The 14,776-nt window shown below is 55.6% G+C and carries 9 protein-coding genes; all 9 read right to left on the reverse strand.

Translation table 11 applies throughout. The annotated features are described in order from the left end of the window. Positions 1-4,387 (reverse strand): non-ribosomal peptide synthetase (locus DQX05_RS20075; RefSeq protein WP_119795278.1); only part of this gene is annotated, 4,387 nt, incomplete at its 3' end. 23 nt (positions 4,388-4,410) lie between these two features. Then, positions 4,411-6,372: a cyclic peptide export ABC transporter gene (locus DQX05_RS20080; protein ID WP_119795279.1), complete on the reverse strand. Its 1,962-nt coding sequence runs from the start codon at positions 6,370-6,372 to the stop codon at positions 4,411-4,413. Between the two features lie 17 nt (positions 6,373-6,389). Beyond that, positions 6,390-6,800: an ApeP family dehydratase gene (locus DQX05_RS20085; protein ID WP_119795280.1), complete on the reverse strand. Its 411-nt coding sequence runs from the start codon at positions 6,798-6,800 to the stop codon at positions 6,390-6,392. Beyond that, entirely contained in the window at positions 6,800-7,963 is a 1,164-nt protein-coding gene (locus DQX05_RS20090; RefSeq protein ID WP_119795281.1) for a beta-ketoacyl-[acyl-carrier-protein] synthase family protein, read from the reverse strand. Before DQX05_RS20090 ends, DQX05_RS20085 begins: the two co-directional genes overlap by 1 nt. Beyond that, entirely contained in the window at positions 7,960-8,667 is a 708-nt protein-coding gene (locus tag DQX05_RS20095) for a hypothetical protein (protein WP_119795282.1), read from the reverse strand. Before DQX05_RS20095 ends, DQX05_RS20090 begins: the two co-directional genes overlap by 4 nt. A 14-nt stretch (positions 8,668-8,681) precedes the next feature. After that, positions 8,682-10,061 (reverse strand): class I adenylate-forming enzyme family protein, encoded by a 1,380-nt coding sequence (locus DQX05_RS20100; protein WP_119795283.1) that lies wholly within the window; start codon positions 10,059-10,061, stop codon positions 8,682-8,684. Next, complete coding sequence (locus DQX05_RS20105) at positions 10,058-11,737, reverse strand: thiamine pyrophosphate-binding protein (protein ID WP_310735686.1); 1,680 nt, start codon at positions 11,735-11,737, stop codon at positions 10,058-10,060. Before DQX05_RS20105 ends, DQX05_RS20100 begins: the two co-directional genes overlap by 4 nt. A gap of 34 nt (positions 11,738-11,771) precedes the next feature. Then, entirely contained in the window at positions 11,772-12,953 is a 1,182-nt protein-coding gene (locus DQX05_RS20110; protein ID WP_259392134.1) for an aldehyde dehydrogenase family protein, read from the reverse strand. A gap of 541 nt (positions 12,954-13,494) precedes the next feature. After that, positions 13,495-14,433, reverse strand: a complete 939-nt coding sequence (locus DQX05_RS20115; RefSeq protein WP_119795285.1) for a sugar-binding transcriptional regulator — start codon at positions 14,431-14,433, stop codon at positions 13,495-13,497. Between the last annotated feature and the right edge of the window lie 343 nt (positions 14,434-14,776).

Consider the following 14,776-nt stretch of genomic DNA (forward strand, 5'->3'; position numbering starts at 1 on the left):
CGGCCATCCGCTCGATCGTCTCCCGCGCGAACAGGCTCGTGCTGTACTCGAACCGGAAGCCGATCGTATCGTTCAGCTCCGCTCCCTCCAGGGTCAAATCCACCTTGGACACGTTATAGCTGAACTCATACGGAGAGAACGCCAGCTCCTCCGTGCGGGGATAGAGCGCTTCCACCGTCTGCCACGCAAAGACGGTCTCATAGACAGGATGGCGGCTCGGGTCCCGCCGCAGAGAAAGCCGGTCCTGCAGCAGCTCCAGCGGATAGTCCTGGCGGTCATGCGCCCCGATGACGATGTCGTTCACTTCTTCCAGGAACGCTTGGACAGAGCGCCCGGGCTGCGGCTGGCTCCGAAGCGCCAGCATGCGGACGAACATTCCCAACACGTCCTGCACATCAGCATGAGTCCGCCCGGCCGAGGGCGCCCCCACGACAACGTCTTCCTGTCCGGTATATTTATGAAGAAGAATGAAGTAGGCGGCGAGCAGGATCGTATAGACGCTCATCCCCTGCTCGGCGGATGCTTGCCGCAGCGCCCGCACTGTCCCTGCGCTCAAATCGAACTCGAACAAAGCCCCTTCATAAGCCTGAAACGGCGGTCTCGCATAATCCGTCGGCAATTGCAGGACAGGAAGCTCCCCGGATAAGGCGTCTAGCCAGTATTGCTCCAATGGCTGAAGCTCCCCCGACCGCAGCCGCTGTTGTTCCCAGACGGCATAATCCTTATATTGAATGCGGGGCGCGGGGAGCTCCTCGCCGGCGCCGGCCTGATGCCGGTAGAAATGCAGCAGCTCCTGCATAAATAATTGCAGCGAAAATCCGTCGAAAATGATATGGTGCAGGTCCAGCATGAACAAATGCGTCTGCTCCTCCAGCCGGAGAAGCTGCGCTCTCCATAGCGGGGCCTCGTGCAGCGAAAACGGACGGATCCATTCGCGGATGATCTGCTCCGCCTGCTCTGGCTTACATGTCTGGCACGAAAGGCTGAACTCGACTTCCTCGTGAATGCGCTGGACAGGCTCGCCGCCGGTCATGTCGAACGAAGTGCGAAGCGCTTCATGGCGGCGGATCAGCTGCTGCAGCGCCAGCTCCATGCGCTGGCGATCAAGCTTGCCCTCTATCTTCATGACGAAGGGCATATTGTTCACGATGGAATCGTCCGCCAGCGCTGACAGAAGATACAGCTTCTGCTGAGCCGCGGTCACCGGATACGCGTCCCTCGCTTCCGCCTTGCCGATCGGCGCATAAGCTGCGGGCGCCGCGGTACGGATGAAGGCGGCCATATCCTGGAACCGCGTGTTCAGGAATAGATCCCGCAAGGCCATGTGAATGCCGAACCGCTTCTGGATCCGGGTCATCAGCAGCGCCGCTTTCAAGGAATGACCGCCCAGATCGAGGAAGTCGTCGAACCTGCTTACCTCATCCAGGCCGAGTATGTCCTTCCACAACTGCGCCAGGCCCAGCTCGAACGCGTCGGTCATCGGGGATGCATCCGCATGGGCGCCCATCCACTCGTCAGGTGCGGGCAGCGCCCTCCGATCGATTTTTTGGTTCATCGTGAGAGGAAGACGCTCCATCCAAATAAAGATGGAAGGCACCATATACGAAGGCAGCTCAGTAAGCAGATGCTCCTTCAACCGCTCCGCAGGAAGCTCCGCTTCCGCCTCATAGTAAGCGGCCAAATATTTTTGCCCGGTTTTGCTGTCCGCCGCGGTGACAACCGCTCTTCTCACAGGGTCACACTGCAGCAGCTTGGACTCGACCTCGCCCAATTCGATCCGGTACCCCCGGATTTTGACCTGGTCATCATTGCGGCCCACAAAGTGAATGTTGCCGTCCGGCAGCCATTTCGCCATATCTCCGGTCTTATACAGCCTCTCGGAAGGCGAATAAGGGTGCGGAATGAATTTGTCCGCCGTCAGCTTCGGCTTGTTCAAGTAACCGCGTCCGACTCCGAGCCCGCCGATGTACAGTTCACCGATGACACCCGGAGGGAGGAGGTTGCCATACTCGTTCATGATATACATGGACATGTTCGGAAGCGGCTTCCCGATCGGGGTAATGCCCGAGTCGGCAATGTATTCCGGCTTCACGTCGTACACGCTCGTTTCCACCGTCGCTTCGGTCACGCCGTATGTGTTCAAGATTGTGATGCGGCTTCCGAAGCGCCCGATCAACCGCTTATAATCTTCCGCCGGACAACTGTCCGCTCCCATCACGATCAGCCGGAGAGAAGAAAGTTCCATCCGGTTCTCGTATATGTAATCCAAAAACGGAACAATCAAGGCCGGCGTCGATTCCACCATCGTAATTCGGTGCTCTTCCAGCATCCGGTACAGCACCGCAGGGTCCGTCTTGACTTCCGAAGGGCACAGCACCAGTTGCCCTCCGTTCAGTAACGCCCGGGCCATGTCTCCGGCACACACGTCGAAGGCAAAGCTCGCGATCTGCAGCAGCCGGATCGATTCCGACAGACCATATGTATCCTTATATGCATAAGATAAATTGACATAATTGCGATGCTCGATCATCACCCCTTTGGGAGTGCCTGTCGTTCCCGAAGTGTATATGACATAGCATAGGTCGTCCGGCGAATTCCGGTTCTCCGGATTGTCCCGGCGCTCCGCCTCAATCTCCGGCCGGTCGAAAAAGACGGCTTCCGCAGGAACCTCGGCCGGATCGATCAGCCCCTGCTCGCACAGCAGAATCCCCGCCTCGCTGTCCCGCAGGATGGCTTGAATGCGCTCCAGCGGATATTCGGGATCGATCGGCACGTAAGCCCCGCCCGCCTTCATGACCGCCAGCGCGCCGATGACCATGGCGAAGGAGCGCCCGGCCAAAATCCCGACCCGGCTCTCCGGAACGACTCCTCTTCTGCGCAAATCCCACGCCAGTTGATTCGCCCTGGAATTTAGCTGCTCATAGGTCAATGTCCGCTTCCCGCTTACGACCGCCACGCTGTCGGGGGATTGTGCCGCCTGCCGCTCGAACAGGCAGTGAAAAGGGCGGGAGAGGTCATAGCTCCGCCGTTTCGAATGCGAGGAAGCCAGGCATGCCTGCCGTTCCTGCTCGGTCAGCATGTCAAGATCGGCGATTTTCCGTCCGGGAGAGGACACCGCATTGTGAAGCAGGGTCATAATACGGGACATCATCTGATCGATCTCGGAATCGGTGAACAGCTCAATGCGATAATCGATGTCGAAGCTGAGCGTGTTCTCCTTTTTCCCGTGCCGGATTAAATGGAAGGCCAGGTCATTGATCTCGGCCTGGTTATACAGAAAGTCGACTTCATAATGAATGCCGTCCTTCGGCGGCAAGTTCAACTCGATATGCTGAAAGGAAATGGAATACAAATATCCCGTTTCCTGATGCCGCTCTCTCCATGACTCCAAAATCAAAGGATACGGATACTTTTGGTGCCGCATCATGCCCAATTGCTGAACGGACAACGTCTTCAAATAATCTTGATATGCCATATTCGGGTTCACGTCGGAGCGCAGCGGGATCGTGCTGACGATCATGCCGAACAAGTCTTTTTCCTTCGGCCGGGTTCGGTTCGCGTACATCGTCCCGATGGCAATATCCGTTTTGGACGTCATCTTATGCAGGTAGATGAATATGGCGGAAAGAAAAAGATTCAAGATCGAGACCTGATGTTCTTGCGCGTAAGCATCCAGCAGCCGCCGGCGGTCTTCCGGAACGACTACCGTTTTTCGCCTCGATGCCGGATTCGTGCGATAAATGTCGCTTGGCTTGAGAGAGGTTACCTCCGGCGACGTGGCGAACATCTCCTCCCAATAGTCGCGGTCCTTTCTGAACCGCTCACTGCGTTCATATTGCTTTTCACGCTCCATATAGTCCAGAAAGGAGGCATAGGGCTCCGGCTGTCCTTCCGCTCCGCGCCGGATGTCCAGGTAAATATCAACAATGCTCGTAATGGCATGCATGATCGATACCGCATCCGAGATGACATGATGGATATTGAGATAAATCCAAGCGTCATGGTCACTCAACTTGAAGATGGCGAAATAAAACAAATCCGCGTCGAACAGTGGAAACGGCGCATTCAGTTGAGCGTAAATCCGCTCCTGCACCTCCGCCTCCCGCGCCTCTGCCCCGCTGTAATCCAACAAAGGCACTTCCGCCGGCGTGTACGCGGCTACATATTGCATCAGTTCGCCCGTAGGCCGTCCGCTTAATCGCAGCCGCAGGTTGTCATTGGCCGCAATGTAAGATTGAATGGCTTGATTCAGGCCGGGGAAGTCAATGCCCTCCCCGGAATTTAGCTTAATTACCGCTCCATTATTAGAAATGCTGGTATGAGGATATAGCTGCTCTACATACCAGATGCCCTTTTGTCCATGGGATAATGGAAAATTGTTCTCCATCCGCGCATACCTCCGCACTGTATTTAGGCGTGCCGCACCTCTAGGCTGTCCAGCTTGCCCAGCTCCATCCTGGTGACATGATCGGCCGTATGGAAATATCCGTCATCATGCGTGATGGCGATGACACATTTCCCCCGTTTCTTCAATTCCGGCAGCAGGTGAAGATAGAAGTATTTCCGGTATTCCGGGTCTTGATCGGCCGCCCACTCGTCGAATAAGCAGATCGGACGGTCCTCCAAATAAGTGACCAGGAGAGCCAGCCGCTTTTTTTGTCCTGTCGATAGCTTCGTCGTGCTGAATTCTCCATTCGTAATCCGGACCTTGTCATTGATTTGGAGAATTTCCAGCAGCCGCTGAATTTCTTCTTCCCGTCCCTGGATATCGATGCCGTATAACCGGTCGAATAGATAAAAATCGCTAAAAATCGCCGAAATATGCTCCCGGATGCTGCCCGGATCCTGGGGCACGCCGTTGATCTTGACCGTTCCTTCATCCGGCCGGTACAGCCCCGTCACAATTTTGGCCAGGGTCGATTTCCCGCTTCCGTTCCCGCCCGTAATGAACGTTACTTCTCCCGAACGGAATTCGTAATCGATCGGCCCGATGGAGAATTGGTCACCCTCGGCATGCTTATAGGCATACACGACCCCATCCAGCTCCAGCTTAAGGGACGGGGCGGAAGCAGGCGCAGACGGATCGGCCTCTTCGTAGCCCTGTTCCTCCAGCTCTGTCACTTCCTTCAATAAGTCCTGGATCCGCTTCCAGCTCACCTGGATTTGCAAAATTTGCGGAAAGGAATAAAGCAAATACGTTACGGGACCTGTCATATACAGAAAAATAAAAATGTAGTTATAGAGCACCTCGCCGCGGATTTCCGCAAAAAGCAGCGGGAATACGAAGGCTACTAAGCCGACGACCGACAGGAAGATTAAATCTTCCACGATGAAGGCGTTGGCGAATTTCAGATCGGCCTTCATTCCTTTATTCCGGTAATCGTCGCAGGCGCCCTCCATTCCGCGCTGAAAATCCTTCTTTCTCTTTTTGTTCATCGCCAGTTCTTTAAATCCGTGCAGCAGATCGTGGATGTAGTTGAAAAACACGTTTTGAATATCGCGGGTTTGCTCGTACAATTTGTGTGCCTGGCCGCCGATGACCAGATTGATGATGACCGTGACGACGATGATTCCAAGCGAGAGCAGCAGCCCCCAGACGCTCATCATGCCCAAATAGATGAGACAGAAAAAAATCGTCACCATGCTGGTCACGCCGGTAACGGCGATATGCATGCCTTCGCTGATTTTCTCGGTATCGTTATTCAGACACGCATTGATCTTCCCTCTATCGAAATGCTCCAGTCTCTCGAAAGGAATGCGAAGCGTCTTATCGATCAACTGCACCCTTTTCTCATAGACCAGCTTATTCGTGATGACGGCAATTCGGGTGCGAATAAAGCGTTCGGCAATGACGTGAACCAGCAAGCCGAAAATAAAATAGTAGAACAGGCCGTTAGCGAAATTGTTCTCGTAATTGAAGGTCTGATTAATGATATAGATGACAAATGTGTTCGTTAAGCCGCTGATTATGCTGCCAAGAATGACCGGGACCAAGTTTCTGCCGTCGGCGGCCCGAAAACATGACGTGATCGCGTAATACAACAGGAGCAAGCCGGCAAAGGCGTGCGCGAGCCAATAGACATAGACCATGCGGGCCGGAGCCCACTCCTCCAGCCGCGCCCACGTATAGCTGCTGCTGAGCATGGCAGGCGCACGATCCCAGACGACGAGAAACAATCCATAGAGGATGAGTCCCAGCACGATTTTGATGGCCGCTGTGGGCCCGAAGGCGAACCTGCGCTCCTTGCGGGCGATCTGCTTCCATGTTTTGCCCAGTACAACGAGCATGGCGATGACAAATATTCCTAGCACGAGCAATAGCCCCAAAGCAGCCTGCTCCAAATTGATGACCAGATTTCCCGCGGTTTGCAATGAAGTCACCTTCCAACTTAGTCTTTTGACAAGATTTCCCCGTGGGCAGCCATGATCTCACCGATCCAGATAGTTCCCTTGGAAATGGCAAAGCCCCTACGTTTGCGGATAATTTCCGCTTCCAGCCGAAGCGTATCGCCTGCATAGACCGGACGGGTGAACTCGAAGCCGTTCAAGCCCGCCAAGAGCGGTAAAGGCCCGTCCGCGCTTTCCTTCCCTTCGGCGATGGCGCTCACCTGAGCCAACGCTTCCAAGACAAGCGCGCCGGGAAACACTTTCCTTCCCCCGGCCTCCATCAAATACGGATCGCTTAACGAAATATGCTTGATTCCGACCGCCTTTTTTCCTTTTTCCAAATGAACCAGACGATCCACAAACAGAAAAGGGACCCGATGCGGAATCAAGCTCTCTATTGCAGAAAAATGCATCAGGTTACCCTCCCCGGGGATTCGGCTTCGCTGTGGCGCAAAAACACGGAGGCATAATTGCCGCAAAAGCCAAAATTGTTCACCAGAACGCTTGACGTCTTCTGCGGGAGACGCTCGGTGAGCAGCCGGGCCCGAATATGCGGGTCCTGAATCTCCAGCCCCGCCGTCGGCGGCAGGCACTGGGTGCGCAGGCTCGCGATGCCGGCGGCTATGCCCAGAAATCCGGAGCATCGCAGTAAATGTCCCGTGGCGCCTTTGTGCGAACTGACCGGGATGTTCCCGGCATCGTCCATCGCCTTGAACAGCGCCTCGGCTTCGTAAGCGTCGCCCTGCGGCGTCCCCGTGGCATGCGCATGGATATAGTCGGCTCTGTCCGCCCCCGCTATGGCCAGAGACATCTTCATGCACTCGACGACGCACGGCTTGTCCAGGTCAATCATGTTCAAGTCCGCGCCGCCGACGTAGCTGGCAGCCCCGTCGAGCCAGGCGAGAGCTTGGCCACGCCTTGCCGCCAGGCTTCTCTCCGATTCCAGAATCACCGTCCCCGCGCCCTCTCCGATCATGATTCCGTTCCGCTCCGCGTCAAACGGTCTCGCGTCCGTGAGTGAAATCGCCCTTACAATATCCATCGAGGCAAAATCATACACATTCAAAATCTCCGCCCGCGCGATGACAACGATGTCCAATTGCCCGTGCCGTATCATGCTCCACCCCATCGCAAGGGCCGAACTGATGGAAGCGCAGGCTGAAGTTATCCGGTGAACCCTCCCGAAGGGAAGGAACGCCTCCGGATCGGCGATCGCTTCCAGCGGTTCCTCCAGCCAATCGTCCGCCGCTTCGCTCAAGGAATGCTCCGTCTGGCCCGTTACCACGGGGAGGATCAAACCGGCCGCCAGCTCTCGGCTGCCGGTTGCCTCGGTAAGTCCCGAGGCATGGAAGGCTTGGCTCATAACATAGGATAAGAAGCGCCGGGACGGCTTCTCTGTAGACGGGCCATGCTCCGGCACCTGCCCGCCCCGGCGGCTGCGGAATATAGCCGTATCAAAACGCGTAATGTCGCCAATGGCGGACGTGCCCGAGTATAATCCGTTCTCGAAGACCGGTCGTCCGTAACCAAAAGGAGAAATCACTTCCATGCCGCTGATGGCTACTCTATTCTTCATCTCTCGCTCCCTCTCCGCTCCGGATAGTGTGCTGGCAGGGCAGCCACCGGCTCCGCTTCCTCTTTCATCGTCCGCGCCGTTCCGGCCTGCGGTTCATAGCTTGCCATTGGCACGCAGGAGCCCAGATCGGCTGTTCTCATCAAAGCGGAGATGCTGAGTCTGCCGGAAAATCGTTCGCCGCTGTCCTCCTGCCCATAGTCTCGTTCCACATCGGCCGCGAAGATGAGGGAGGCCATTCGATCGATCAGCATATTATGCGCCCATACCTTATTGCCGCTGTGACCGTAACGATCCGCCAGCGTGGCGGATGGGCCTTGAATCCGCATCAGTATGTTCGCCTGCGCCGTCGGCAAGCTGCTCTCGAAGGAAATCGTCATATGCGGGCGGACGGCCCGCTTCCCTCTGTCCAACGCCTGGGCATAGCGCGCAATATCGATCCAGGTCGAATTGGAAATATTGAGCAGCAGCCCCCGTTCGGCAGGCGGAGGAAGGATCCCTTGGAGATCCAGTTCCTCCATGATCGCGTGCAGCCCTTGGCATAAATGCTTGGCAACGGCATCGGCATACTTGCTCTTCGGCATCGAGAACCTGGACGGTCTCATGCCGGAAAATGACGCGCCGGTATGCCAGCGGCAGACCGGAACGTCATTCACAATGGTCATTTCTATACCCATCACGACCGAGATTGCCGGTGATTGGTCCATATTCTTTCCCTCCATCATGACATCGGGGCAGTCATTACTTCTTCACCAAAAAGCTTGGCGGCCAGCTCTCTCAGAGCCGGACGGTTGATTTTCCCGTTAGGAAGCATCGGAAATTGTTCAATGACTCTATATTGGGAAGGGCGGCTGGCCAGCTCCAGATGTTCTCGGGCATGCCGCTTCACCCGATCAAGGCTGTAGCCGTTCTCCTCTGCCAGAAGCAGGGCGACCAGGCGGCTTCCGCCTTTTGTGTGGGGAATGCCGACCACGGCGGCATCCCGGATTCCGCCGCATTGGCGGAGGGTCTGCTCGACATGCTCCGGGCTGACGTTCATTTCCTTGACGACAATAATGTTCTTGATCCGGCCCTGAATGGTCAGATATCCGTCTTCGTCCACCGCGGCCAAATCTCCGGTGCGAAGCCAGCCGTCCTCGGTGAAAGGCTGCTCCCCGTCATAGTCCAGAGGGTAATAGCCCTTCATGATGCCAGGGCCGCGGAGCAGCAGCTCTCCCTTCCCGTCTATCCGTATCTCCGTTCCGTCCAAAGGCCGGCCGACCGAGCCCAGCTTGTAATCGTTCACCGCGCTTAGCGCCACATTCGGGCCCGCTTCCGACAGCCCGTATCCGTCCAGCAGCGGCAGTCCTACGGCTGCGATCCATTTCCGGTTCAGGGATACCGGAAGGATGTCTCCGCCGCATCCCCAGCTCCGAACCCGCTCTACTTCGCGGGCGGCCTCCGGATGCTTGGAGAAGTACTCCGCCAGCATGCTGTAGAGCGAAGAAGCGCCCTCCATCAAGGTGACCTCCATTTCCTTGAACAGCCGGATAAGCGAAGCGGGCCGGATGCTCTCCGGCAGGATAAGCGTCAAGGCGTGATGTTCCAGTATGTTCACGACCGAAGCGCCGTAAGCCCCCCACAGCGGCACGCATACACAGAGCCGGTCATGAATGGTATAGGTCAGGCGCTTGACCGTTTCCCTATGCTGGTACTGAAGCCCCTGCTCGGTCCACATGACGAACTTGGGGATGCCGGAGACCGAGCCGGTCGTCCGGATAATGACCGCGACGTCATCGGGCAAGCTGGCGCCGGCATCGAAGCCGAGCCGCTCCAAGTGCAATGCGCCTTCTTGTTCATGGCAGTAATAGGCGAGCTGCAGCTCCCGCAGCCGCGCTTGCGCATCGGGATGAATGCCGATAAGAACCGGAACCGCGCCGATGCGCCGGCATCCGAGATAAGCGGCGAGAAACAGCAGCGGATCTTGAACCGATAAACCGACCAGAGCGCGTGCGGACACTTGTTCCCGATGCAACGATTCGATAAATGATTCCAAAAGTCGTTGAAATTGATCTGAGTAATGACGGGTTCCAATGTAAATTTGCAAGGATTCATTTTTCATTGGAAGTCACCATACTGCTCCAGGACCGTCACAGGAAGATCCTGATCCCATCCCGTTTCGATTTCAATGAGCGCGAAGTTACCGTTCTCATTCCTCCGCTTGGCCTCCTTGAAGGCCGCCGCCAACTCCTCATGGTTGCGCGGCTTGGCGAAGTATCCTCCCAGGGTGCGGACCTGTGGCTCTAATTCGGAGCCCAGCACGAACTCGCACCCGATGTCATACCCCGCCTTAGCTTGCTGGAACCGGGGCCATGAATACCCTTGGTTGTTAATGATGACGAATGTGATTCCCAACCGGCGTTCCGCCGCCGTAATCAGCGCCCCTTGGCCCATCGCGAACGATCCGTCGCCGATTATCGTTACGACGCTGGACTCGGCGGAGGCCAGCTTGGCTCCGAGCGCCGCTCCCATCGGCAAGCCCAAGGCGGTCTGCTCTCCCGGTACCAGCGTTCTCCCGGCAGCCGAGGTGAAGATCGGGTAAGAGTAGCCCCACATATCGTGCAGGCCGTTATCCTGCACCAGGATGACCCCGTCGGCATCGAACTCCGTCAAGGCAAGAAAGGCGCTGCGGACCGGCGAACGCTCATAGTCGGCCTGCCCCCATAGCCGGATTAACGCTGCTTTGGCCTGCTGCTGCCGCTCAAGCCAGTTGTCCCTTGACTTCTGACCGCGATCCGCCGGGACGGCGTCAAGCAGAGCCTGCAGCGTCAAGGAAGCGTCTCCGAGCACCGGAAGCTCTCCGGTCAACGAGCGCATGAGGCTGCTATAATCGCAATCCACATGAATCAGTAAGCGGCCAGCCGCTGTCTCCTCCCAGCCCAAGAGCGCCGTCTCCTCCAGCTGCGAGCCGATCACGAGGAACAGATCGGCCTCTTCCAGCAGAGCCCTGGCCTCCGGCAGCGTATACAAGCCGACATTCCCGAACGCCTGGCGATGCCGCTCGTCTACGACTCCCCGGCCGGAAGCCGTCGTGAACATGGCCGCTCCATAATGCTCGGCAAGACCGGTGAACAAAGCCCCCACGGAATTGTCATTGCATCCGCCCCCCGCGATAAAGACGGGCTTCTCCGCTTCATGCAAGAGCCCGGACATCCGCTCGATCAAGTCGGCGGCCGGTCGGATGCGAGCGGGCGCAAGCGGCAATGGGCCAGTCTCCAGATCTAAGGAGTAAGGCCCCTTCACAAGATCATGGGGGATTTCGAGATAGACAGGGCCCGGCCTTCCGTTCACGGCCATATGAAAGGCCCGCTGAAGCGCCCAGAGCGCTTTGCTCTCATGCTCGACGCGGTAGGACCACTTCGTCACGGCCTGCATCATCGGAAGACTATCGAACTCCTGGAATGCGCCCGTCCCCTTGGCTTTCCGCGAGGTGCCGCTGGAGATGATAATCAGAGGAACGCTGCCTGAATGCGCTTCCAACACACCCAGCAGTCCATTGACCAGACCCGGCCCCGGACTGGCGGTATACACGGCCGGCCGCCGGCTTATCTGGGCATATCCCATGGCCATGCCGACCGCGATGCGCTGATCTCTTGCCGTGCAAGCGGTCAGCCCGCTGCATTGGGAGGCGGCTTCCAGCAGCCCTTCTCCTTCGCCTACCATGCCAAACACATAAGATATTCCTGACTCTTCTAGAATTTTCGCATATAAGCCCCAAATTTCCCCATCCATAGACATCGTTCGACCCCTTATCCTGAAAAATGGCAATAGATTAGATGCTGCTGTACCCTGCTGTCGTTATACTGCGGGAGTTGTGGAAAAAACGCGCCACTTGTTCCGAAATAAGCAGCGGCTCGCTGACCGTCCGATCCTTATAACGGACATAGCTCGCTTTCATGCCGTAGCCGCCAAATGGCCGATTGCCGTTCTCGATATCGAACAAGGTCGCATTGAGCGCAAGCATATGACTAGGCTTCAGCTTTTCGATCAACTCCGGTTCCCCGAACAAACAGGCGCCGAAGGAGGACTCCGCCCGCTCTTCCGAGAAAATCCACTCCGCGACTTCCTGCGCGCAGCCGTACTCAACCACGTTAAAGATGGGACAGTAGTGCTCCTCCACCTCGGGCATCCGATCTATCGCAGACAGGAGAATCGTCGGCTCGACCAGCTTGCGGCTGATATCCACCTGACCTCCATGGATGATCCGGTCCCGGTATTTATCCAAGAACAGCGACGCCAGCAGCGGAATCTCATCATAAATGAGCGGATTAACCACCGTGTCCTGATCCACGGATACGCCCGTCTTCACCTGACGAACCTGGTCAAGCAGTCCGGCGACGAAGTCACTCCTCACCTCCCGGTGAACAAAAAAGACATTTGGGCACATGCAATCTTGTCCCGAATTGTACAGGCGGGATTGAACCGTCGCTTGGACGGCCGGCCCGAGATCCGCTTGGGCGCCGACAATGAACGGGTTGATCCCCGATCCGAAAAAGAGAAACAAGGAAGACGGAAACTCGGCTTGAACCTCCAGACTGTTGTAATAATCTCCCGTAAAGACAACGACATCCGCGTCCTTCATGCTCCTCCGGAACTCAACCTGCCCTACAGGATGCATCTCGATCGGCAAGGAAACCCGCTCCCCGATCCAGCGATGGACATCCAGGGTCGGCAGGCTCACTTGGGAAGAGGGCCGGATGCAAATCCGGCTGCAGTAAGCGCTTGGAACCACTCCGTAAAGGATGTATGAGTACAAGATGTTGTTGGACGAATGGAAAACGGCCATTTTGTCGATAAAAGAGGGATTATAGGAGGCAATTTCCTCCGCCGCCCCCCTTAATACGGCAATACTGGAGTCAATCTCTGCCTCTGCGCTGCGATATGTAGAGATTCGGGTTAACATCGTCCGCACCTCTGTCCGATGGGATTCAAGACAAGAAGCCAATGCTTCCATCTGTTTGATCCTGCCTTCCCGCGCCTTTAACATAGCAAGAAATCACAACCTTTTGCCTGATATTTTAGAAATCTACTATAAATAATTTAATATGTTAAAACTAGGCCTCTTTTCTATGTTGTGATGGAGACGCTAGCTGCACATATCGATGCCGGTTCAAGCGGCGGCCGTTTCCGGCCATGCCCAAGGGGGCTGGATAGCCAGCCCCTACTCGTACTTTAATTTCGCGCTCTCTGTCCATTGCTGTTTAATCATGAGATGACATGCAGTGATATTTTCTTACGATGTTGTTAGCTGAGGAGTTCGTGCTTCTTCTGGTGACTACGCTATTGGAGTAGTAGTTTATTCCTGATTATCCCAATATATTGCAAAGAAAGAGAATAGTCAAGAATAACACTCAGATTTCCATATTAAGAAAAAATTAAATCAGTAAAAAAAAGGCCATTGCTTCCTATGAATCGGTACACAAAAAAATACGACTCTCCTCCGACACTCCGGAATGAAAGTCGTAATTTTGGTCATGCCGATTGATGGTGGCACGCTATGCTTGCAGCAACGCTTGAGCCGTGAATTGATCCGTTACGATAATATTGGCGTATTTGCCAATGAGCGCGGCCCGTATCGCTTCGACCTTATGCTGGCCGCCGGCAATGAGAATCGATTTCTCCTTCTTCCGCAGATCCGGCAAATCGATTCCGACGGTCCGGTTGTTAATATCTTCGCTGCATATGTTTCCATCCTTGTCGAAAAAGCGTGAACAGATGTCCCCGACACCGGTGCGCTGCAGCAGCTTCTTCTCTTCCTTGCTCAAATACCCCAACTGGAACAGCAGCGCATCATCATTCACGGTGCCTACGGTAAAGACCGCGATATTGGCTTGCTTCCCCAATTGAATAATCCGGTGGATATGCCGATCTTCCTCCACCATCTGCTTCAGGGCAACGCTGTCGAATATAACGGGAAGCGGCAAATATCTGGCAATCGTCTGGAACGCCGCCGCGAATAAATTGACCGTCTCCGCCGCATACGTATTGACGTGGGAGTAGCTGATGCCGCCTTTTAATTGAACAACCTCGACGCCCCGCACCAGCTTCTCCTGCAGCCGCACCGCCACAGCGTGCATCGTTCTCCCCCAGGTTACGCCGATGATGTCCGTGTCCTGAACCGTCTCCACCAAATAGTCGGCCGCTTTTTGGCTAATATTTTTCTGAATTTCGTGGTACTCATTCAAGGGGGAGAAGCATACGAGCGCGGTATCCAGTTCGTACTTCTGCCTGACGCGCTCTCCCAATTCATCCAGATCCTCGAGCGGATCGACGATATTGATGCGAACGTACCCCTGATCTTTGGCATACTGAAGCAGTCTCGATACCGTCGGGCGGGAGACGCCGAGCATGGATGCGATCTCGATTTGACTATAATCCGACATGTAGTACATTCTTGCAGCTTCGATACTTAGCCGCCGTTTATCCTGATCCATTATGACAACCCGCTTCTGTAGAATTATGGTCTTCACTCTGGCTTCTTGCCTGCAAAAATAAACGATAGTGCAGTGCAGTTAGCACTATACTACCATACAAATTCAATCATTGAAACGAACCCTAAACCGTAGGGGCGGGGATCGGCTCTTGTACCCTGCCGCGCCGCATGATGCCGCCCCATATGATGCCGTATTACCAATAAGATGTAATAAGATGAACAATGGATATGATCTTGTCCGCTGGTTCACCTATAATAAAGAGAGCACGCCCCTTGTGAACCTACATCATCCGAAGACAGCGGACCCTACATGGGCAGCGCTAACGCGGGATCTGCAGGATCGG

Origin of the sequence: Paenibacillus thiaminolyticus (assembly GCF_003591545.1) — a bacterium.
Classification (GTDB): Bacteria; Bacillota; Bacilli; order Paenibacillales; family Paenibacillaceae; genus Paenibacillus_B; species Paenibacillus_B thiaminolyticus_A.